20 protein-coding genes and 1 tRNA gene are annotated in these 21,671 nt (G+C 66.1%); 3 read left to right on the plus strand and 18 right to left on the minus strand.

Annotation, left to right across the window (positions count from 1 at the left end):
* The first annotated feature begins 110 nt into the window (after positions 1-110).
* Positions 111-863 carry a MerR family transcriptional regulator gene (locus tag LOC57_RS09210; RefSeq protein ID WP_229959283.1) on the plus strand — a complete coding sequence of 251 codons (753 nt, stop codon included), beginning with the start codon at positions 111-113 and terminating at the stop codon, positions 861-863.
* A gap of 37 nt (positions 864-900) precedes the next feature.
* Here LOC57_RS09210 and LOC57_RS09215 read toward each other — a convergent pair whose 3' ends face one another.
* Positions 901-1,371: an NUDIX domain-containing protein gene (locus LOC57_RS09215; RefSeq protein ID WP_229959284.1), complete on the minus strand. Its 471-nt coding sequence runs from the start codon at positions 1,369-1,371 to the stop codon at positions 901-903.
* Complete coding sequence (locus LOC57_RS09220) at positions 1,368-1,829, minus strand: NUDIX hydrolase (protein WP_229959285.1); 462 nt, start codon at positions 1,827-1,829, stop codon at positions 1,368-1,370. The genes LOC57_RS09215 and LOC57_RS09220 overlap by 4 nt, the downstream gene beginning before the upstream one ends.
* A 162-nt stretch (positions 1,830-1,991) precedes the next feature.
* Between LOC57_RS09220 and LOC57_RS09225 the strand changes: the two genes are divergently transcribed.
* Positions 1,992-2,606, plus strand: coding sequence for a DUF1349 domain-containing protein (locus tag LOC57_RS09225; RefSeq protein ID WP_229959286.1), 615 nt, complete (start codon positions 1,992-1,994; stop codon positions 2,604-2,606).
* A 90-nt stretch (positions 2,607-2,696) separates the two neighbouring features.
* On the opposite strand, the gene LOC57_RS09230 is transcribed toward LOC57_RS09225, so the two are convergent.
* Positions 2,697-2,781 (minus strand) — tRNA-Leu (locus LOC57_RS09230).
* A 124-nt stretch (positions 2,782-2,905) separates the two neighbouring features.
* On the opposite strand from LOC57_RS09230, the gene LOC57_RS09235 reads away from it, so the two are divergent.
* Positions 2,906-3,517 (plus strand): ANTAR domain-containing response regulator, encoded by a 612-nt coding sequence (locus LOC57_RS09235; protein ID WP_227911171.1) that lies wholly within the window; start codon positions 2,906-2,908, stop codon positions 3,515-3,517.
* A gap of 85 nt (positions 3,518-3,602) precedes the next feature.
* Here LOC57_RS09235 and pyk read toward each other — a convergent pair whose 3' ends face one another.
* The 15 genes from pyk to LOC57_RS09310 form a co-directional block, all read right to left on the minus strand.
* Positions 3,603-5,114 carry a pyruvate kinase gene (pyk, locus tag LOC57_RS09240; RefSeq protein ID WP_227911170.1) on the minus strand — a complete coding sequence of 504 codons (1,512 nt, stop codon included), beginning with the start codon at positions 5,112-5,114 and terminating at the stop codon, positions 3,603-3,605.
* A gap of 216 nt (positions 5,115-5,330) precedes the next feature.
* Positions 5,331-5,891 (minus strand): hypothetical protein, encoded by a 561-nt coding sequence (locus LOC57_RS09245; protein WP_229959287.1) that lies wholly within the window; start codon positions 5,889-5,891, stop codon positions 5,331-5,333.
* Positions 5,892-6,000: 109 nt separating this feature from the next.
* Entirely contained in the window at positions 6,001-6,768 is a 768-nt protein-coding gene (locus LOC57_RS09250; protein WP_229959288.1) for an ABC transporter permease, read from the minus strand.
* Complete coding sequence (locus LOC57_RS09255; protein ID WP_229959289.1) at positions 6,765-7,544, minus strand: ABC transporter ATP-binding protein; 780 nt, start codon at positions 7,542-7,544, stop codon at positions 6,765-6,767. The genes LOC57_RS09250 and LOC57_RS09255 overlap by 4 nt, the downstream gene beginning before the upstream one ends.
* Positions 7,545-7,598: 54 nt before the next feature.
* Positions 7,599-7,967, minus strand: a complete 369-nt coding sequence (locus LOC57_RS09260; RefSeq protein WP_229959290.1) for a DUF1048 domain-containing protein — start codon at positions 7,965-7,967, stop codon at positions 7,599-7,601.
* A gap of 2 nt (positions 7,968-7,969) precedes the next feature.
* Entirely contained in the window at positions 7,970-8,320 is a 351-nt protein-coding gene (locus LOC57_RS09265; protein ID WP_331460650.1) for a PadR family transcriptional regulator, read from the minus strand.
* 168 nt (positions 8,321-8,488) lie between these two features.
* The gene (locus tag LOC57_RS09270) at positions 8,489-9,946 is read right to left on the minus strand and encodes a glutamate synthase subunit beta (protein WP_229959291.1); all 1,458 of its coding nucleotides are present in this window, start codon (positions 9,944-9,946) and stop codon (positions 8,489-8,491) included.
* A complete protein-coding gene (gltB, locus tag LOC57_RS09275; RefSeq protein ID WP_229959292.1) occupies positions 9,939-14,543 on the minus strand; it encodes a glutamate synthase large subunit in 4,605 nt (1,534 codons plus the stop codon). The genes LOC57_RS09270 and gltB overlap by 8 nt, the downstream gene beginning before the upstream one ends.
* A gap of 267 nt (positions 14,544-14,810) precedes the next feature.
* Complete coding sequence (gene lgt / locus LOC57_RS09280) at positions 14,811-15,845, minus strand: prolipoprotein diacylglyceryl transferase (protein ID WP_229959293.1); 1,035 nt, start codon at positions 15,843-15,845, stop codon at positions 14,811-14,813.
* Positions 15,842-16,651 carry a tryptophan synthase subunit alpha gene (gene trpA, locus LOC57_RS09285; RefSeq protein ID WP_229959294.1) on the minus strand — a complete coding sequence of 270 codons (810 nt, stop codon included), beginning with the start codon at positions 16,649-16,651 and terminating at the stop codon, positions 15,842-15,844. The genes lgt and trpA overlap by 4 nt, the downstream gene beginning before the upstream one ends.
* Positions 16,648-18,006 carry a tryptophan synthase subunit beta gene (gene trpB / locus LOC57_RS09290; protein ID WP_227911161.1) on the minus strand — a complete coding sequence of 453 codons (1,359 nt, stop codon included), beginning with the start codon at positions 18,004-18,006 and terminating at the stop codon, positions 16,648-16,650. The genes trpA and trpB overlap by 4 nt, the downstream gene beginning before the upstream one ends.
* 69 nt (positions 18,007-18,075) lie before the next feature.
* A complete protein-coding gene (gene trpC / locus LOC57_RS09295) occupies positions 18,076-18,915 on the minus strand; it encodes an indole-3-glycerol phosphate synthase TrpC (protein WP_229959295.1) in 840 nt (279 codons plus the stop codon).
* Complete coding sequence (locus tag LOC57_RS09300) at positions 18,916-19,209, minus strand: HGxxPAAW family protein (protein ID WP_227911159.1); 294 nt, start codon at positions 19,207-19,209, stop codon at positions 18,916-18,918. It lies immediately after the preceding gene.
* A gap of 147 nt (positions 19,210-19,356) precedes the next feature.
* Positions 19,357-20,067 carry a Trp biosynthesis-associated membrane protein gene (locus LOC57_RS09305; protein ID WP_229959297.1) on the minus strand — a complete coding sequence of 237 codons (711 nt, stop codon included), beginning with the start codon at positions 20,065-20,067 and terminating at the stop codon, positions 19,357-19,359.
* Positions 20,064-21,638 carry an anthranilate synthase component I gene (locus LOC57_RS09310; protein WP_229959299.1) on the minus strand — a complete coding sequence of 525 codons (1,575 nt, stop codon included), beginning with the start codon at positions 21,636-21,638 and terminating at the stop codon, positions 20,064-20,066. The genes LOC57_RS09305 and LOC57_RS09310 overlap by 4 nt, the downstream gene beginning before the upstream one ends.
* Positions 21,639-21,671 lie beyond the last annotated feature (33 nt).

Consider the following 21,671-nt stretch of genomic DNA (forward strand, 5'->3'; position numbering starts at 1 on the left):
TCCGGATATGCCCGGCGGCCTGCAGGCCGTCCGACGGGCGGATTCGCCAGTCACTTGACCTTGACGCTGCGTCAACTTCTACGCTGGAGATACAGCGAAAGGGAGGGCACATGGATCTGTCCATCAAGGAAGTGGCGAAGCTTGCCGGGACCACGTCCCGTACGCTGCGCCATTACGACAGCATCGGCCTGCTGCCGCCCAGCCGGGTAGGCAGCAACGGGTACCGGCGATACGACCGGGACGCCTTGGTGCGGCTGCAGCGCATCCTGCTGCTGCGCGGCCTGGGCTTGGGGCTGCCGCAAATCCGGAAGGTCCTGCACGGTGAACAGGACGACGCCGCGGCCCTGGCCCGGCATCTGGTCCAGCTGCAGGCCGAACAGCACCGGCTGCAGGCGCAGGTTGTTGCCGTGCGCTCAACCCTGGCTGCCCTGGAAGGCGGAGAGGAAATCATGGCGGAAAAGATGTTTGAAGGATTCGATTCCACGCAGTACCGCGAGGAGGTGGAGGAACGCTGGGGCCGGGAGGCCTATGCGGAATCCGACCGGTGGTGGCGTTCCCTGGATGACGCAGGCAAGCGCGGCTTCACGGCCGAACACGCCTCCCTGCAGGATGCCTGGGACGACGTGCAGCGCCGCGGGCTGTCACCTGACAGTGCGCAGGTGCAGGAGCTTGCCCGGCGGCACGCGGAATGGATTGCCGCCGGCACCGGGAAGCGGCAACTCGATCCGCAGCTGCTGGCCGGCCTCGCGCAGATGTACGCCGCCGATGAACGGTTCGCGGCGCACTACACCCGCGAGTTCGCCTCCGGTGCCCGGTTTGTCCGGGACGCACTGGTTGCGTACGCGCAGACCCTCGCGGGTTAACCGCTGAGGGATCCCCCGACCGGGGATCCCTCAGCCTTTAGGCTTGCCCCGCCAGCCGGCGCAGCAGGGCGTCGAGCACCGGCGCCTGGCCCTTCACGAGCTTGGTCCGGGCTTCGGGCTCGGGGAACCAGCCGGCGTCGTCAATCTCCGGATACTCGCGGACCCGGCCCGAGCCCTTGGGCCACTCAAGGGCAAACGTGTTGCTGGCTATTCGCTCCGGCGCGAATTCCGCCTCGGCAGCGAACACGGTAATCGTCTTTTTCGAGGACTGGCGGAAACTGCCCAGCAGCTCATACTCAGCAGCCGGCGCCGGGCTCCCCATTTCCTCACCGAATTCGCGCAGCGCCGCGGCCAGGGGTTCCTCTTCCCCCGGCAGGTATTCACCCTTGGGCACGGACCAGGCGTGTTCGTCCTTCCGGGCCCAGAACGGCCCGCCCATGTGGCCGATCCAGACTTGGAGGCCGTCCGGCTGCAGCCGGTACAGCAGGAGGCCTGCGCTGTGGATCATGCGTACTCGAATCCGAACGCGACAATCGGCGGTACACCGCTGCGCAGGCGCTCCAGGACATAGCGTTCATGGGGTACGACGGCGCCGGGCAGCTCATCAAGGCCAAACCACTGCAGCTTCGCCGCCTTGCCGGGTTCCATGATGCGCGGCTCCCCGGTCCAACGGGTGCAGGTGAAGAAGAAGTCCACCCGCTCGCTGATCGCCTGGCCGTCCCCGTTGGTGCGGTGCATCGCGGTCAGGGGCACGACGTCGTCGGCCGCCACGAGAATGCCGAGCTCCTCCCGGGCCTCCCGGACAGCGGCCTGCACGGCGGACTCCCCCGCCTCCACATGCCCGGCGGCTGCGGTGGCCCAGTAGCCGTCCATGTAGCCGGTGCCCTGGCGGAGCTGAAGCAGCACTCGGTCTTCCTGCGGGAAGACCAGATAACTTGCGGGCACTACTTGGAACCGTTCGGACACGGCGAATCATTCTCCTCTGGCGGGTATGCGGGCAAGGCGCGCTCCAGCCTAGCCCAGCCAGCTGCTTGCGCGTCGGCTCGTGTCCCGTAGCTGCCCTACCCGGGATTACTGGCTAAGCTCGCGGCGTGCCGTGCGGCAGCAACCCGTCAGGAAGGCCTGCAAATGTTCAACAGCATGAAGTGGCTCAACGAACCGCCCAAGTGGCAGGACACCGGTGACTCACTAACCCTTCATACCGCCCTTGAGACCGACTTCTGGCGGGAAACCCACTATGGGTTTATCCGGGATAGCGGACACTTTTTCTACCGGGAGGTGACGGGCAACTTCACAGTGGCCGTGACGTTTAGCGGCGACTTCACCACGCTCTATGACCAGGCCGGCCTTATGGTCCGGGCGAATGAGCGGACCTGGGTCAAGGCGGGGGTGGAGTACAGCGACGGCGCACTGCAGCTGAGCACGGTGGTCACCAACGGCACGTCGGACTGGTCGCTCAGGCCGCTGGCACGCAGCAGCAACGAGGTGACCCTGCAACTGTCGCGGCAAGCCAATGCAATCCACGTGACGTATCTGGAGCCACAGGGGCCAGACGCCCGGTGGAGCAGCCTGCGGCTCGCGTATCTCCCGCTGGAGGACCGGCCCTGCCAGGCGGGAATCATGGCCTGCTCCCCCACCCGCGCTGACCTGCGCGTTGACTTTACGGAATTCCGGATCAGTCCCTCCCACGGGATCGACCTCCATCCCGACCACGGCGACGGACCCGGCACTTCGGACAACTAGCGCAGATGGATCATTCCGCGAGGAACAGGGCGTTAGCCGCAGCCAAAACAAAACACCCCGGTCCGAAGACCGGGGTGCCTCTTCAACAATTGGTGCCCGAAGTGGGACTCGAACCCACACACCTTTCGATACTGCATTTTGAGTGCAGCGCGTCTGCCAATTCCGCCATTCGGGCGTGCCCTGTGTCACGAACAACGGGTAGTTGCCGTGTTGGACGCAAAACAACTCTACATGCGGATAGGCTGATTACGTGAACTGCCGGTCCGCCGGCAGGCGAGACCGTACCTGAGGAGCCACCCGTGTCAGAGTCCACCGAGTCCGCGTCGTCGAACACCAACGCCCCGGCCCGCCGCGTTCTCGTCGCTGAAGACGAGACCCTTATCCGCCTCGACATTGTCGAGATCCTCACCGGTGAGGGGTACGACGTCGTCGGCGAAGCTGACAACGGAGAGAAGGCCGTTCAGCTGGCCAAGGAACTGAAACCGGACCTCGTGCTGATGGATGTGAAGATGCCGCTGATGGACGGCATCACCGCCGCCGAGCAGATCGTCAAGGCCCGCATCGCCCCCGTAGTGCTGCTGACCGCGTTCAGCCAGAAAGAACTCGTGGAGCGCGCCCGCGAGGCCGGCGCCATGGCCTATGTGGTCAAGCCCTTCACCCCGGCGGACCTGATTCCGGCCATCGAGATTGCCCTCTCCCGCCATGAGGAAATCAAGGCCCTGGAAGAAGAGGTCAGCGATCTGAAGGAACAGTTCGCCACGCGCAAGCTGGTGGAGCGTGCCAAGTCGCTGCTGACCACCAAAATGGGCCTGACCGAACCCGAAGCTTTCCGCTGGATCCAGAAGACTTCCATGGACCGCCGCCTGAGCATGCGTGAAGTGGCCGAAACCATCATCAACCAGGTCAACTGATCTTCTAGACACCGAAGCACCTACAGGAAAGGTCCCGTCCATCTGGACGGGACCTTTCCTGTAGGTGCAGTACGGGCGGCGGAGGCTAGATGGCCTTGGCCTTGCCCTTCTTGCTTTCCTTGACCGGCCACGGACCGACCTTTTCCTTGATGCGCTCCTGGCCTTCGTAGCGCTGGCCGGCGTCGGCAATGTCGCCCACGCGGTGCACCTTCAGGCTGTTGGTGGAGCCGGCCTGTCCGGGAGGCGAACCGGCAGCGATGACCACCAGGTCATTGTCTTCCACCAGTTCCTCTTCGAGCAGGGTGCGGTCCACCTGGGCGGTCATCTGGTCCGTGTGCTCGACGAAGTCCACCAGCTTGGGAGCCACGCCCCAGAACAGGGTCATGTACTGGTACGTCTGCTCCACGGGGGTGAAGGCGAACACCGGCTTGGACGGACGCAGGCGGGACAGGCGGCGTGCGGAATCACCGGACTGGGTGAAAGTACAGATGTATTTTGCATCCAGCTGGTCGGCGATTTCGACGGCGGCACGGGTGATGGCGCCGCCGCGGGTACGCGGCTTGGAGCCCAGCGGCGGAACGCGGTTCAGGCCGTGCTCCTCGGTGGATTCGATGATGCGGGCCATGGTCTCGACGGTTTCGATGGCGTACTTGCCCACCGAAGTTTCGCCGGAGAGCATGACGGCATCCGCGCCGTCGAGCACCGCGTTGGCGCAGTCTGAGGCCTCGGCGCGGGTCGGGCGGGGGTTGTCGATCATGGATTCGAGCACCTGGGTGGCCACGATGACGGGCTTGGCCCAGCGGCGGGCCAGCTCAATGGCGTTCTTCTGCACCAGCGGAACTTCTTCCAGCGGCAGTTCAACACCCAGGTCGCCGCGGGCAACCATGATGGAGTCGAACGCGTCGATGATTTCCTCGAGGTTGGCCACGGCCTGCGGCTTCTCGATCTTGGCAATCACCGGTACGCGGCGGCCTTCTTCGTCCATGATTTCGTGAACGCGGGAAATGTCACCGGCGTCACGTACGAAGGACAGGGCAACCATGTCGACGCCGCGGTTCAGGGCCCAGCGCAGGTCATCCTCATCCTTCTGGGACAGGGCGGGAACGTTCACGGCAACGCCGGGCAGGTTGATGCCCTTGTTGTTGGATACGTTGCCCGGCACTACCACCTGGGTGACCACGGTGGTGGAGGTGACGTCAACGGCGCGGAGTTTGACCTTGCCGTCATCAATCAGCAGGAAATCGCCCACCTTCACGTCGCCGGGCAGGCCCTTGTACGTGGTGGAGCAGATTTCCCGGGTGCCCGGGATGTCTTCGGTGGTGATGGTGAAGGTATCGCCCACATTCAGGAAGTGGGGTTCCTCCGTGAACCGGCCCAGCCGGATCTTGGGGCCCTGGAGGTCGGCGAAGATGCCTACGGGCATCCCGAGCTCGGCGGAGGCCTTGCGCACGTTTTCATACGTGGCGTTGTGTACGGAGTGGTCGCCGTGGCTCATGTTCATACGGGCGACATTCACGCCCGCGCGAAGAACCGCTACCGTATTCTCGTAGCTGGCGATCGCTGGTCCAAAAGTGGCAACAATCTTTGCGCGTCTCATATTCCTAGCCTAGTCCGCCTTGGCTGTTTGCGCATGGGACCGGGCCGCGGGTCTCACAGTGCGGGCACCTTGCGGGACCGCCATGCAGTCATTTCGGCCCGGCGGTAGATACCCGGGCTGCACAGATTCCCACAATCCGAAAAATATGGCGCCTCCTGCTGCTGCGGAAGGGCTAATTTCGCCAATGATGATGGGAATCTGTGCAGCCCGTGCGGGTCAGCTGGTTCGGGCAGGGCCGCCGTCGGCGTCACGGCCGGTGTCCGACGGCGTGGAGAAGCCCGGGTACTGCACCGGCGCAGTTGGGGCGGGCGGCGCCTGAAGCGGGTTCCCGAAGGCATCCGTGCCGGCAGGGGCGGCGTAGTAGCCGGGGTACTGCTGCTGGATAGGAGCACCGCCCGCCGGTGCCGGCAGCGGCAGCCCGTCCGGTGCCTCCCCAGTCGCCCCTGCCGGAGCGACCGTAAACGGCTGGCCGACCTTCGCGGCATAGATGGGACGGATGGCGCCGATCAGGACCACCAGGATCAGGCCCACGGCGTAGCTCGGCACGTTCCATACCGGATACATGGTCACAGCCAGGAACAGGTACAGCGCGCCGCCGGCAATGGTTGCAACCAGCCAGAAGAATGCCTTGGGCCGGAACCGGACCACCACCGGCGGGCGAAGCGGGTCCTTGTTCAGTTCCCTCGCCTCGGCCCGGTTCATCATGTAAAAGACCAGCGTCAAGAGTCCCAGCAACAGCGCTCCGGTGATGCCGGCGAAGGTGAGAAATTCGTCCATTTGATTCTGCCCCCATGTCAGTCAAATCGATGTGCTCGATTGCATGCCACACCATACCCGAATCCGGCGCCGCCGCCGGTACCGCGGTGCGGGCCGCAGTGCCGGAATGTCAGCCGGTCCGCCGCCGGTAGGCAACGGCCGCCGCTGTGTAGGCGGCGGCGAGGACGGCACCCAGCCAGAGCAGGGCGCTCCACAATTCGGCACCGGGTTGCTGCCCGGCCAGAAGTGCCCGCAGCGTTTCCACGATGGGAGTAACGGGCTGGTTCTCGGCGAACCAGGCAACCGGACCGGGCATCGAATCGGTGGGAACAAACGCAGAACTGATAAACGGCAGGAAAACCAACGGGTAACTGAACGCCCCCGCGCCGTCGGCCGTTTTGGCGGTAAGCCCGGCTACTACCGCAAGCCAGGTCAGCGTCAGCGTAAACACGGTGAGGATGCCGGCAACACCCAGCCATGCCCAGGCCGAGGCGCCGGTGCGGTATCCCATCAGCAGCGCCACACCGATCACCACCGCGACAGACGCCAGGTTGGCCGTCAGCGACGTCAACACGTGGGCCCACAGGACGCCGGATTTGGCCACGGGCATGGACCGTAACCGGTCAAAGATTCCGCCTTGGATATCCAGGAACAACCGGTAGGCGGTATAGGCCACACCGGATGCAACGGTGATCAGGAGAATGCCCGGGAGCATGTAGTTGATGTAGGGCTCCTCCGACCCTGTAGTGACCGCTCCCCCAAACACGTAGACGAAGAGCAGCAGCAGGGCTATCGGAGTGATCACCGTGGTGATGACGGTGTCCGGGCTGCGAAGGATGTGCCGCAGCGAACGGCCGGTAAGGGCCCGGGTGTCACGGAAGGCGGCGGCGGTGGTCATGGCAGTTCCTTTCCCTGCGCGGTGACTGACAGGAAGATCTCTTCCAGGGAGGGCTGACGCAGCACATATTCGGCCTTGGCCGGCGGAAGGAGCTGCCGGAGTTCGGCGAGCGTGCCGCTTCGGACAATGGTGCCGCGGTTCAGGATCGCAATCCGGTCCGCGAGCTGCTCGGCCTCGTCGAGGTACTGGGTGGTCAGGAGCACGGTGGTCCCGCCCCGCGCCAGGTACCGTATGGTCTCCCACACCGCGGCGCGGGCCTGCGGATCAAGCCCGCTGGTCGGCTCGTCGAGGAACAGCACCGGCGGCCTGCCGATCAGGCTCATGGCAATATCGAGCCGGCGGCGCATCCCGCCGGAATATGTGCCAACCCTTCGCCGGCCTGCTTCCATCAGGGAGAACCGGTGCAGCAGCCCGTCCGCCACCTCCCCTGGATCCGCCAGATGCCGCAGCTTGGCGATTAGCTCCAGGTTTTCCCGGCCGGTGAGCACTTCATCCACGGCCGCAAACTGTCCCGTCAGGCTGATCGAGCGGCGGACATCGTCGGGGCGTGCCGCGACGTCGAACCCGCAGACCGCGGCGCTGCCGCCGTCCGCCTTGGCCAAGGTGGAAAGGATCCGAACCAGCGTCGTTTTGCCGGCACCGTTGGAGCCGAGCAGGGCGAACACGCTGCCCGGGCTGACCTCGAAGGAGACGCCGCCAAGCACCTCCTGTTCCTTGAAGGACTTCTTCAGGCCCTGTACCCGAACAGCGGGTCCCGGGGCGTGCAGGGTATCCATGGCTTTCTCCCGTTCCCAGCGCCCGGTCCCCGGCAATCCGGAGGCCGGCCGCCGCTAGGCCTGGTCCTGGGCGGCCGATTCGTCAATGGCATCGATGAGCCGCCGGCGCTCCTTGCTGATCCATTGCCCGTCCGCATAGTTGGCAATAAACGTTTCGGCGAAGTCCACCGGATCTTCACCAACAATCCCGCGGACCGGAAGACCGTCGGCCGCGCCCTGCTCCATCAGGTCAGCGAGGTCTTCCAGCATTTGCGCCAGCACGTCCCCCTTGGAGATGGCGCCCGCGTACATGATGTAGCGTTCCAGCCCGTCCGTTGCCGTGCGGTAGGGGGCTGGAAGAAGTGCTTTCCGCTCCTTGTAGCGGTGCCAGCGTTTTTTGTCCTCAAAAGAGCCGGTCACCTGCTCAATCCATCGTGCGGCCATGGTTATGCTCCTTCTTGAGGCGGGTTTTCAACGAGCTGGCGGAGCCGGCCCAGGTGTTCCTCGAGGAAACTCCAGCTGCTCCAGAATTCTGCGAGGTACTCGGAGCCCCGCAGATTCAAGCTGTAGACCTTGCGCGGCGGCCCCTTCTCCGAGGAGATCTTCTCAACGTCGACCAGTCCGCGTTTTTCAATCCGGATCAGGAGCGCATAAACGGTGCCCTCTGCAATGTCGGAGAACCCCGCTTCGCGCAGCCGGGCCGTGATCTCGTATCCGTAGGCGGGTTTCAGCGCAAGGATCGCCAGGACAATGCCCTCGAGCGTGCCCTTGAGCATTTCGGTCATCTGCTTCGCCACCGGCTGCCCCCTCACTATCTAGTCTTACTGAGTACCACTAAATAGTAACACTGAGTAGCGAGGTGGCAAGGGGTTGTCCGGAGGTTTTTCGCCGGCTGTTCGGAGCGTGCACCGGATACGCAGCAGGCGCCGGACTGTGCCGGCGCCTGCTGCGTATCCAAGGAAGTCCTACAACACGGTGATCGCCCGGTCCGTGGGTGCCACGGGTGCCGGCAGCCGGGTGCTGCCCATCAGCCACTGGTCGACGGCGGCCGCTGCGGCACGCCCCTCGGCGATGGCCCATACAATCAGGGACTGCCCGCGTCCGGCGTCGCCGGCGGCAAATACTCCGGGGGTGCCGGTCATGTAGTAGCCGTCGCGGACCACGTTGCCTCGGTCATCAAACTCCGCGGATACCTGCTCGGCCAGTCCTGCCGGCTCCGGACCGGTGAAGCCCAGGGACAGGAACACCAGGTCCGCGGGAATGATCCGCTCGGTGCCCGCCTTGGGCACGCGCCGGCCGTCCACAAACTCGGTTTCAGCCACCTTCACCCCGGTCAGTTTCCCGCTCTCCCCCACAAACTCCACGGTGGACGCCAGGTACGTGCGTTCGCCGCCTTCTTCGTGGGCACTGGCCATCTCGAACAGCGTGGGGAACATCGGCCACGGCTGGTGCGCGGCCCGCTCCGCCGGCGGCTGCTGGCCGATCGCCAGGGTGGTTACCGAGGCGGCCTGCTGCCGGTGGGCAGTGCCGAGGCAGTCCGCACCGGTATCGCCGCCGCCCAGGATCACCACGTGCTTGCCGCGGGCATCAATCTGGTTCTTCACCTTGTCCCCGGCCACGGCCTTGTTGGACTGCACCAGGTAGTCCATGGCGAAATGTACGCCGGACAGTTCCCGCCCGGGGATGGGCAGGTCCCGCGGTACGGTGGCGCCGGTGGCAATAACCACGGCGTCGTAGCGGCGGCGCAGCTGCTCCCAGCTGATGTCCTTGCCTACTTCGACGCCGGTGCGGAACCGGGTGCCTTCGGCGCGCATCTGCTCCAGGCGGCGGTCCACCTGGATTTTCTCCATCTTGAAGTCCGGGATGCCGTAGCGCAGCAACCCGCCAATCCGGTCATCCCGTTCGTACACGGCCACGGTGTGCCCGGCGCGGGTCAGCTGCTGGGCGGCGGCCAGCCCGGCGGGACCGGAACCAACGACGGCGATGGTACGGTCCGTCAACCGCTCCGGCGGGTGCGGGGTCACCCACCCCTCGCCCCAGGCTTCGTCGATAATAGAGACTTCCACCTGCTTGATGGTGACCGCCGGCTGGTTGATGCCGAGCACGCAGGACGCCTCGCATGGTGCCGGGCACAACCGTCCGGTGAACTCCGGGAAGTTGTTGGTCGCGTGGAGCCGTTCAATGGCCTCGGCGCCCTTGCCCCGCCACATCAGGTCATTCCATTCCGGGATGAGGTTGCCCAGCGGGCAGCCCTGGTGGCAGAACGGAATGCCGCAGTCCATGCAGCGCCCGGCCTGGGCCCGCAGCACACCCTTTTCCTGCGCCTCATAGACTTCCTTGTAGTCCATGATCCGCACCGGCACGGGGCGCCGGGGCTGGGTAACGCGATCGCGTACCTTCAAGAATCCGCGTGGGTCAGCCACCGGTAACCTCCAAAATCTGAGTCCAGGCCTCGGCGCCGTCGGGATCGAGTCCCGCTTCGGCGGCGGAGGCGCGGGCGCCGAGCACTGCTGCGTAGTCACGCGGCAGCACCTTGGTTATGCGGGACACCGTGTCCTCGAAGTTTTCCAGCAGTTTCCGGGCCAGATCGGACCCGGTCTCCTCCAGGTGGCGGATCAGCAGTGCCCGGACAATGTCGATGTCTTCGGCGTCCGGAGCTTCGAGCCGCAGCTCGCCGCGTTCCAGCGACTCCTTGTTCACGCGCGCCGGGTCCAGGTCCACCACAAAGGCGGTGCCGCCGGACATGCCGGCACCGAAGTTCCGGCCGGTCGGGCCCAGGATGAGGGTCTGGCCGCCGGTCATGTATTCGCAGCCGTGGTCACCAATGCCTTCGACGACGGCGGTGGCCCCGGAGTTGCGGACCATAAAGCGTTCGCCCACCTGTCCGCTGAGGAACATTTCGCCGCTGGTGGCACCGTAGCCGATCACGTTGCCGGCAATCACGTTGCGCTCCGCGGCAAACACGTTGCCCCGCTCGGGGCGGACAATGATCCGCCCGCCGGAGAGGCCCTTGCCCACATAGTCATTGGAATCGCCCAGCAGGCGCAGGGTGATCCCGGCCGGCAGGAACGCGCCCAGGGACTGTCCGGCCTGCCCGGTCAGGGTTACGTCGATGGTGTCCCTCGCCAGGGTTTCCGTACCGAAGGTCTTGGTGACGGTGTGCCCGAGCATGGTGCCCACCGAACGGTCCGTGTTCACCACGTCCAGCGCAATCCGCACCGGCGCCCGGTTCTTCAGGGCGTCGGCGCTCATTTCGATCAGCTTGTTGTCGAAGTGCAGGTCCAGTTCGTGGTTCTGCGGGACCATGTTGCGCAGCGGCGCCCCCGGATCCACTTCCGGGCCGCGCAGGATCGGTTCCAGGTCCAGTCCGTCGGCCTTCCAGTGGTCGATGGCTGCCGCGGTGTCCAGCAGCTCGGTGCGGCCAATGGCCTCCTCCAGGCTGCGGAAGCCCAGTTCGGCGAGGATTTCGCGGATTTCCTCGGCAATGAACTCGAAGAAGTTCACCACAAACTCGGGCTTGCCGGTGAAGCGGCTGCGCAGTTCGGGGTTCTGCGTGGCTACGCCCACGGGGCAGGTGTCCAGGTGGCATACGCGCATCATGACGCAGCCGGAAACCACCAGCGGGGCGGTGGCGAAGCCGAATTCCTCGCCGCCCAGCAGTGCGGCAATAACGACGTCGCGTCCGGTCTTCAGCTGCCCGTCCACCTGCACCACCACGCGGTCCCGCAGCCCGTTGAGCATCAGGGTCTGCTGGGTTTCGGCCAGGCCGAGTTCCCAGGGGGCGCCGGCGTGCTTGAGGGAGTTCAGCGGCGAGGCGCCGGTGCCGCCGTCGTGCCCGGAAACCAGTACGACGTCGGCCTTGGCCTTGGTCACGCCGGCCGCCACGGTGCCGATGCCGGCTTCGGAAACCAGCTTTACGTGCACCCGGGCACTGGGGTTGGACCGCTTCAGGTCATAGATCAGCTGCGCGAGGTCCTCGATGGAGTAGATGTCGTGGTGCGGCGGCGGGGAGATCAGCCCGACGCCGGGTGTGGAGTGCCGGGTGCGGGCCACCCACGGGTAGACCTTCTGCGCCATCAGCTGGCCGCCCTCGCCGGGCTTGGCGCCCTGGGCCATCTTGATCTGGATGTCCTGGGCGTTGGTCAGGTACAGGCTGGTGACGCCGAACCGGCCGGAGGCAACCTGTTTGATGGCCGAGTTGCGCTCGGGATCCAGCAGGCGTTCCGGGTCTTCCCCGCCCTCGCCGGTGTTGGATTTGGCGCCCAGCCGGTTCATCGCAATGGCGAGGGTTTCATGGGCTTCCTGGGAAATGGACCCGTAGCTCATGGCGCCCGTGGAGAAACGCCGAACGATGCTGGAGACGGGCTCCACCTCGTCCAGCGGCACGGCCGGCCGGTCCCCAAGCCGGAAGTCCAGCAGCCCGCGCAGGGTCATCAGGTTCTTCGACTGGTCGTTGACGCCGCTGGTGTACGCCTTGAACACGTCGTAGCGGCGTTCCCGGGTGGCGTGCTGGAGGCGGAAGACGGTTTCGGGGTTGAACAGGTGCGGCGGGCCTTCCCGGCGCCACTGGTATTCCCCGCCGTTGTCCAGGGCGCGGTGCGGTTCCTCCACGCCGTCGCTGGGGTAGGCGTCGGCGTGCCGTGCGGCGGTTTCGGCGGCAATGACGTCCAGGCCGACGCCGCCTAGCTGGGTTTGGGTGCCGTGGAAGAACTCGTCCACGAGTTCCTGTCCCAGGCCCAGGGCTTCGAAGGTCTGGGCACCGCAGTAGGAAGCGACGGTGGAAATGCCCATTTTGGACATGATCTTCAGGACGCCCTTGCCCAGGCCCTTGATGAGGTTGGTGACCGCCTCGTCCGGGGTGACACCGGTGATGTCGCCGTTGCGGACCAGTTCCTCGCAGCTTTCCATGGCCAGGTACGGGTTCACCGCAGAGGCGCCGTAGCCGATGAGCGCGGCCACGTGGTGGACCTCGCGGACGTCGCCGGCTTCGACCAGCAGGGAAATCTTGGTGCGGTTGGCGCTCTTGAGCAGGTGGTGGTGCACGGCGGAGAGCAGCAGCAGGGACGGGATGGGCGCCCATTGGGCGTTGGAGTCGCGGTCGGACAGCACAATGTACTGCACCCCGCGGTTGATCGCCCCGGAGACCTTTTCGCTGATTTCGCGCAGCCGGGCCCGCAGTTCGGCTTCGCCGCCTTCGGGCCGGTAGAGCCCGCGGACCTTCAAGGCGATCCGGTCGCCGTCGTCATCGGTCTGGTTGGCGATCTTGGCGAGCTCGTCATTGTTGATGACCGGGAACTTCAGCGCGATCTGGCTGGTCTTCACCTGCTTCAGGGACAGCAGGTTGCCGTTGGGGCCGATGGAGGCCTGCATGGAGGTGACCAGTTCCTCGCGGATGGCGTCCAGCGGCGGGTTGGTCACCTGGGCAAAGGACTGCACAAAGTAGTCGAAGAGCAGCCGGGGCCGCTTGGAGAGCACCGCAATGGGGGTGTCGGAACCCATGGCACCCAGCGGTTCGGCGCCGGTGCGGGCCATCGGGCCCAGCAGGATCCGCAGTTCCTCCTGGGTGTAGCCGAAGGTCCGCTGACGGCGGTTGATCGAGGCCTTGGTGTGCAGCACGTGCTCACGTTCGGGCAGTTCCTCCAGCCGGACCTGGTTCTCGCGGACCCATTCCGCCCACGGGTTGGCGGCGGCGATTTCGGACTTGATTTCCTCGTCCTCGATCAGCCGGCCCTCGGCGGTGTCCACCAGGAACATTTTGCCCGGGGAGACGCGGCCCTTGCGGACCACCTTGGCCGGATCAATGTCCACCACGCCCACCTCGGAGGCCAGGACCACCAGGCCGTCATCAGTGACCCAGTAGCGGGCCGGACGCAGGCCGTTGCGGTCCAGTACCGCGCCCACCTGCGTGCCGTCGGTGAAGGACACTGCCGCGGGGCCGTCCCACGGTTCCATGAGCATGGAGTGGTACTGGTAGAAGGCGCGGCGGGCCGGATCCATGGTGGCGTGGTTTTCCCAGGCCTCGGGGATCATCATCATGATCGCGTGCGTGATGGGCCGGCCGGAGAGCATCAGCAGTTCGGCCACCTCGTCGAAGGACGCGGAGTCGGACGCGCCGGGGGTGCAGATGGGGAACAGCTCTTCGGGGGTCTCCCCCAACAGCGGGTTCTTCATCTGCGACTGCCGGGCCCGCATCCAGTTGCGGTTGCCCTTAACGGTGTTGATTTCCCCGTTGTGGGCAATGGTGCGGAACGGCTGGGCCAGCGGCCAGGACGGGAAGGTGTTGGTGGAGAAGCGGGAGTGGACAATGCCCAGCTTCGTCTTGAAGCGCGGGTCGGAGAGGTCCGGGAAGAAGGGTTCCAGCTGCGCGGTGGTGACCATGCCCTTGTAGACCATGGTCCGAGAGGACAGCGAAGGGAAGTACACGCCGAACTTGTTCTGCGCACGCTTGCGAACGCGGAAGGCGCGGGCATCCAGGTCCGAAGCCCCCGTCCCCTCGGCGGGTGCCAGGAAGACCTGGACAAAGTACGGCATGCAGGCCCGGGACATGGCGCCCACCAGGTCCGCGACAATGGGTACCTCGCGCCATCCCAGCACCTGCAGGCCCTCGGACTCGGCAATGGCTTCCACACCGGCGCGGGCAGTGTCCTGCTCGCGGTCTTCGGTGGGCAGGAAGGCGGTGCCGACGGCGTAGCCTCCCGCGGCGGGCAGCTCGAAGTCCACCACGGCACGGAAGAACTCGTCGGGAACCTGGGTCAGCAGTCCGGCGCCGTCGCCGGTGCCTTCATCGGCGCCCACGGCGCCGCGGTGTTCGAGGTTACGCAGGGCGGTGAGGGCGGCGTCGACAATCCCGTGCGTGGGCTCACCGCGCAGGGTGGCGATAACCGCCAGGCCGCAGGCGTCCTTTTCGTTGCCGGCGCGGTACAACCCGGCGTCTCCAGGGAGCGCGGCAAACCGGGTGAAGGGTGAGACAACGGATTCGGCAGAACCGGAGCCGGAAAAACCATACAGGGAATCAGTCATAAGAAGTGAGTCCTTCCCCCTTATTAGAGCGTCGGGAGGGGACAGCGCTGGCCCCACGGCGGAATCCACTGAGGGGACGCTCCGCGGCGTTTATAGAGTCTACGGCTCGCTACTGCCCCGCGAACCCGGAAATTGCTCCGGTTTCGCTGGGAGTCGGGGGTACCGCATGCCGGCGCTTTTCCGGATGGGTCTCCCGGTGCTGCAGCCGTGTGGCGCCACGTCCATGTGGCTTACCGCCTGCAGTACCGGGAGGGTAACCCGGGATTCTCAGGCGGAAGGTCCGTTGTCCTTGGACCGGTGAGGAAGGGGCTCCTCGGTTTTTGTCTCTGCGAGATTAGCACGCGCCCGGGCATCCGATGACGCCGAATCCGCATTGCGGCCTTCTGTTTCTTTCTTGTTATCCGCCGCGGCACTTTCGGTTTCCGGGGAAGGCTCGTGCCCGGGCAGGTAAAGCGAACCTTCCTTGCCCTTGCGGGCCTTGAAAGTCAGGTAAACGAACATTGCCAGTGCAGCAATCAGCAGCAGCAGGCTGGTCCAAACATTGAGCCGTTGTGTGACGCCGAGAATCGTGATCATTTCGGCGTCGTCAATGCGCAGCAGCTCAATCCACAGCCGGCCCACGGTGTAGAACGCAACGTAGAGCCAGAAGAGGCGGCCCCCGCGCAGCTTGAACCGGCGGTCCAAAACCAGCAGCAGGGCTACTCCGGCCAGGTTCCACAGCGACTCATAAAGGAAGGTCGGGTGGAACAGGGTTCCCGGTGCCGCGTCCGCAGGGAAGTTGGCGTTGTCCGGGTCGATTTCCAGGCCCCAGGGCAGGTCGGTTTCGGATCCGAAGAGTTCCTGGTTGAACCAGTTGCCCCAGCGGCCCACCGCCTGCGCCAGCAGCAGGCCCGGCGCGCCGACGTCGGCGAAGGTGGAGAGCTTGATCCCGGCCCGGCGGCAGCCGATCCAGGCGCCCACTGCGCCCAGCGCCACGGCGCCCCAGATGCCCAGCCCGCCCCGCCAGATCTGCGGGATCAGGGCCAGGTCGCCGTCAGCGCCGAAGTAGGCATCCGGGGATGAAATGACATGGTAGAGCCGGCCGCCGATGATGCCGAAGGGAATGGCCCAGATGGAAATGTCCCAGACGGCGTCCGCGGGCAGGCCGCGGTCCTTCCAGCGCCGGGAAGTAAGCCACAGCGCCAACACGATGCCGGCGAGGATGCACAGGGCGTACGCGTGGATGGTCAGCGGCCCCAGGGAGAAGCTGGCGAATTCGGCCGAAGGGCTGGGGATGCTCGCGGGCACCAGGATCAGGTTCATGCGTTGCCCTTCGGGGTACCGGTACTGAGCTCACGGGTCAGGTCTGCGACGGCGTCGGCGCCGCCGTCACGCAGGGCGGCCACCAGGGCCGTGCCCACAATAACGCCGTCGGCGTAGGCGCCGATCTCGCGGACATGTTCGGCGCGGGATACGCCCAGGCCCACGCACACCCGTTCGGCACCGGCGGCACGGGCCGCGCTGACCACGTCCTGCGCGGCGTCGCTGACGCTGTCCCGGGCGCCGGTGACGCCCATGATGGACACCGCGTAGACAAACCCGCGGCTGGCGGCAACGGTGCTCTTCATCCGGGCCGGCGTGGAGGACGGCGCCACGAGGAACACACGGTCCAGTCCGTACTTGTCCGAGGCTTCGAACCATTCAATGGCTTCATCCGGGACCAGGTCCGGTGTGATGAGCCCTGCTCCCCCGGCTTCGGCCAGGCGGCGGGAGAACTCGTCCACGCCCATCCGGACCACGGGGTTCCAGTAGGTCATCACCAGCACGGCGGCGTCGGTGGCCGCGGTGATGCCGGCGACGACGTCGAACACCTGCGCCACGCGGAATCCCTGGGCCAGGGCCTGGGTTGTCGCGGCCTGGATCACGTGCCCGTCCATGACCGGATCGGAGTACGGGATGCCGATTTCAATGAGGTCGGCACCGTTCTCGGCCAAGGCAATGCCCGCGTTGATGGTTTCCTGGACGCTGGGATAGCCGGCGGGCAGGTAACCGATCAGCGCTGCGCGGCCGTCAGCTGCCGCCCGGTCAATTGCGGCGGCGGCCTTGCTCTGCTGTACCTCGGTGCTCAAAGCTGTTCCCCTTCTTTGCCGATTTCGGCTTCGGCTGACTCGTTGTCCAGCAGGTTGAACCATTCGGCGGCGGTGGCCACGTCCTTGTCGCCGCGGCCGGAGAGGTTGACCAGCACAATCTTCTCGGAAACATTTCCGTCGGAGCCGGCCTCGGCGGCCAGGCGCTGGCCCACCTTGATGGCGCCGGCCAGGGCGTGCGCGGACTCGATGGCGGGGATGATGCCTTCGGTGCGGCAGAGCAGCTGGAAGGCCTCCATGGCCTCGGCATCGGTGATCGGTTCGTAGCTGACCCGGCCAATATCGTGCAGGTAGGCGTGCTCAGGTCCCACACCCGGGTAGTCCAGGCCGGCAGAGATCGAATGCGACTCAGTGGTCTGGCCGTCCTCATCCTGCATCAGGTAGGAGCGGGCGCCGTGCAGCACACCCGGGCGGCCCAGCGTGATGGTGGCTGCGTGCCGGCCGGTTTCGACGCCGTCGCCGCCTGCCTCGAAGCCGTAGATCTTCACTTCCGGGTCATCCAGGAAGCCGTGGAAGATGCCGATGGCGTTGGAGCCGCCGCCGATGCAGGCGCAGACGGCGTCCGGCAGGCGTCCTGCCTGCTCCAGCATCTGGGCGCGGGCTTCCTCGCCGATCACTTCGTGGAAGTACCGGACCATGGCCGGGAACGGGTGCGCGCCGGCAGCGGTGCCCAGCAGGTAGTGGGTGTTGTCCACGTTGGCCACCCAGTCCCGCAGGGCTTCGTTGATGGCGTCCTTCAACGTCTGGGAGCCGTTGGTTACGGGGATGACCTTGGCGCCGAGCAGTTCCATGCGGGCCACGTTAAGGGCCTGGCGGCGGGTGTCCTCCGCGCCCATGTAGACCACGCACTCCAGCCCGAGCAGGGCAGCCGCGGTGGCACTGGCCACGCCGTGCTGGCCGGCGCCGGTTTCGGCAATAACGCGGGTCTTGCCCATTCGCTTGGCGAGCAGGGCCTGGCCGAGCACGTTGTTGATCTTGTGCGAGCCGGTGTGGTTGAGGTCTTCGCGCTTGAGGAAGATCCGCACTCCCCCGGCGTGCTGGGAGAAGCGCTTGGCCTCGGTGAGCAGGGACGGGCGGCCGGAGTAGTTCTTGTTCAGGTCCGCGATCTGGGCGCGGAACTCCGGATCGGCCTTGGCCTTCTCGAAGGTGTCTTCCAGCTCGTCCAGGGCAGCAATCAGGGATTCGGGCATCCATCGGCCGCCGTATTCGCCGAAGTACGGACCGGAGGCGTGGCGCAGGGAGGAAACTCCCCCGTTGAGGAAGGCCTCAGTGACGCTTCCGGTTCCGGTTTCTGCGGCAGCACCGGCTGCCTGTGCCTGTTCCGACTTCCCGATCATTGGGTGGTGTCCTGTCCTGCTTGAGCCCGGACCGTGGCGGCCCGAGCAGAGGGGATGTGGTGCTATGGGTCAGCTTTCACCGGGGGTGCGCCAACTGCGGGCGGCAATGGCCTTGGCACCGGTCGCGGTGAATTCACCGATGGTTTCGGCCGGTGAGGCATGCTTCACCAGGGCCTCGCCCACCAACACGGCATTGGCTCCATTGGCGGCATAATGCTCGACGTCGGCGGCGTCGCGTACACCGGACTCGGCAATCACTACGGGTCCGGCCGGAATACCGGCGGCCAGCGGGGCGAAGACGGCACGGTCTACGTCCAGGGTCTTGAGGTTGCGGACGTTGATGCCGACGAGGCGGGCACCCAGTGCCACGGCCCGGTCGACTTCCTCCGGGGTGTGCGTTTCCACGAGGGCGTTCATGCCCAGTTCATGGGTGAGATCCAGGAAGGCGCGCAGCTGGGAATCGTCCAGCGCGGCGACAATCAGCAGGACCAGGTCCGCGCCGTGGGCGCGGGCTTCCCAGATCTGGTATTCGTCAACGGTGAAGTCCTTGCGCAGCACGGGAATGCCCACAGCTGCGCGGACGGCGTCCAGGTCTGCCAGCGATCCCCGGAACCGGCGCTGCTCGGTGAGCACGCTGATCACGGCCGCTCCGCCGCGCTCGTAGGCTGCGGCGAGGGCGGCGGGATCGGCGATGTCGGCCAGGGCGCCCTTGGAGGGGCTGCTGCGCTTAACCTCGGCAATCACGCGCAGCTCGCTGCGCGGGGAGGCGGTGCCGCCCAGGGCAGCGTACGCGTCCAGTGCTGCCGGGGCGCCCAGTGCCTGTTCGCGGAGCTCCTCGAACGGGACACTTTGCCGGCGTTCGGAGAGGTCCTCCCGAACGCCGGCAATGATGTCGTCGAGAACGCTCACTTAGTGGCTGCTGTTCTTCAGCTTCGAACCGTTGACGCCGTAGCCTGCCTTGCGCATGATGAAGCCCACGAGCAGGCCTACGAGCATAACTGCGATGCCGGCGAAGAAGCCGATGTAGCTGGCCATAACGTAGGCGACGGACGAAACCGCGGCGCCCACGATCATGATCAGGACGCAGGTCCAGGCAGCGGGGGTGTTGCCGTGGCCAATGGTCTCGTCATGGATGTTGGCGTGGGTTTCGCCTTCGTTTTCCTGGCCGGCGTCAAGGTGCTGGTCGGTGGCGTTTGTGCTCATGCTGAATCTCCTCTTAACGAATCTGGTTTCCATTCTGCCATTACTGGGCGGAAACCCTTTCACATATTGCGCCGGTGTCCGGCGTAACTTGTTTGGTCTGTCTGGCCGGTGAGGCCCGGGAAGCTGCTTAGCGGGCTACTTATCGGGCTACTTATCAGTGGGGTCTTCGCCCCGGGTGAGCCGGTCCCAACCGTCGATTTCATCCATCGGTTCGGCGCTGTTCTCCGCAGCTGCCTGCTTTTGGGCTGCCTTGCTGCCGATCTCCGGCGTACCTGATCCCGGGGTGCCTGGTTCCGCGATGCTGCCGGCGTCGTCCGTGCCTGCCGCCGCAGCCGGTGCCGCAGCGTAGCGGCGCGAGGTGGTCCAGTGCCGTCCGGCCAGGGCGAGCCAGATGCCGGAGAGGGCCATCAGGATGCCGATCACCAGGGCGGCGTACGGCATGGCGGTCAGTTCCACCTCGGTCCCTTGGGCGGAGGTGACGCCGATGGCCTTGCCGATGGCCCCGGCGGCTCCCTGCAGCGGATCGCTGATGATCCGGTAGCTGGCTGCTGCCACGCCTACCCCGGCAACCACCAGGATGACGGCGGTGATCCAGCGTCCTATCCGGCCCGCGATGGCGGCGGCCAGCGCTGCTGCCACACCCACCACGGCGAAGGCCGTGACGGCGGTCGCGGCGTCGGACCCGGAGACCGCGACGTCGGGGGTCGCCACGGTGGTGGCCGGCAGGGCCACGTTCAGCCAGGTGCGGGTGGTGGTCCCGAAAGCCAGGGCTGCCAGCAGGACGGCGCCCATGATGACGGTGCCCTTGCGCTGCCAGCGCGGTGCGGTGCGGGGTGCTGCGGGGTCGGTGGTGCTCACTTCTCTGCTTCCTGGAGGGGGGTTTCCGGGGCTGCTACGGTCTGCAGCGATGCGGCTATCAGGGCGGCGCGCAGGGGTGCGGCTGCCTTGTTGACGGTTTCCTGGGCTTCGGCCTCGAGGTCGGAGTCGGCCACGATTCCGCCGCCGGCCTGGACATACGCTTTGCCGTCGCGCAGCAGGGCGGAGCGGATGGCGATGGCCATGTCCATGTCCCCGGCGAAGTCGAGGTAGCCCACCACCCCGCCGTAAATGCCGCGGCGGTGCGGTTCCACCTCATCGAGCAGGCGCAGGGCGCGCGGTTTCGGGGCACCGGAAAGAGTCCCGGCGGGGAAGGTCGCGGCGAGTACGTCGTAGGCGGTGGAGGCATCCGCGAGCCGCCCGACGACGGTGGAGACCAGGTGCATGATGTGGCTGAACCGCTCCACCTCCATGAACTGGGTGACGTCGATGCTGCCGGGCCGGCAGACCTTGGACAGGTCGTTGCGGGCCAGGTCCACCAGCATCAGGTGTTCGGCGCGTTCCTTCTCGTCTTCGAGCAGTTCCGCAGCCAGTTCACGGTCCAGCTCCTGCGTTTTGCCGCGCGGGCGGGACCCGGCGATGGGGTGCGTAATGACGTCGCGGCCGGTGACGGTGACCAGTGCCTCCGGCGAGGAACCGACCACGTTGAACGGGCTGCCGTGGGCGTCCTCGAAGTTGAACAGGTACATGTACGGGCTGGGGTTGGTGGTGCGCAGCACCCGGTAGACGTCCAGCGCCTCGGCCCGGCATTCGGCTTCGAAACGGCGGGAGATGACCACCTGGAACACTTCGCCGTCCACAATGGCCTGTTTCCCGCGCTGTACGGCGCGGGTGTAGTCCGGCTTGGGCCAGCTTTCCTTGACGTCGGCGGTGAGGTTTTCGGAGTTGATGCCGGCCTCGGGCAGCACGGACACGGCCTGCGGCGTGGGCGCAGCCAGGCGCGTGAGCATGGAACGCAGGCGGGACACGGCGTCGTGCCAGGCCTCATCCACGCGGTCATCGGTTCCGTCGAAGTTGATGGCGTTGGCAACCAGCGTGACGGTGCCGTCGCTGTTGTCATGGATGGCCATGTCGGAAACCAGGTTCATGGCAATATCGGGCAGGCCCAGGTCATCGGCAGGCGGGTTGGGAAGCTTTTCCCAGTGCCGTACCGTTTCCCAGCCGACAAAACCCACCATCCCGGACGTGAACGGCGGCAGTTCCTCGAACCGTTCGGTGGCCAGCAGTTCCACGGTGCGGGCCAGCGCTTCCACCGGGCTCCCGTCCACCGGAACACCCGCCGGCGGCTCGCCGAGCCAGTGCGCCTGGCCGTCCAGCGTGGTGAGGGTAGCCCGGGACCGGGCGCCGATGAAGGAGTAGCGGGACCAGACGCCGCCGGAGGCAGCGGATTCCATCAGGAAGGTGCCGGGTTCACCGTTGGTGAGCTTGCGGTAGATGCCGATGGGGGTGTGCGCGTCCGCCAGCACTGTCAGGCGTACGGGAATGACCCGGCGGTCGGCCGCCAGGGCCCGGAATTCCTCCAGGCCGGGACGGATGGCTCCAAGATCCTGCATGTTCTTCTGCTTCTCCCCTGTCGGGTCGGGTGC

Origin of the sequence: Arthrobacter sp. zg-Y750 (assembly GCF_020907365.1) — a bacterium.
GTDB lineage: Bacteria > Actinomycetota > Actinomycetes > Actinomycetales > Micrococcaceae > Arthrobacter_B.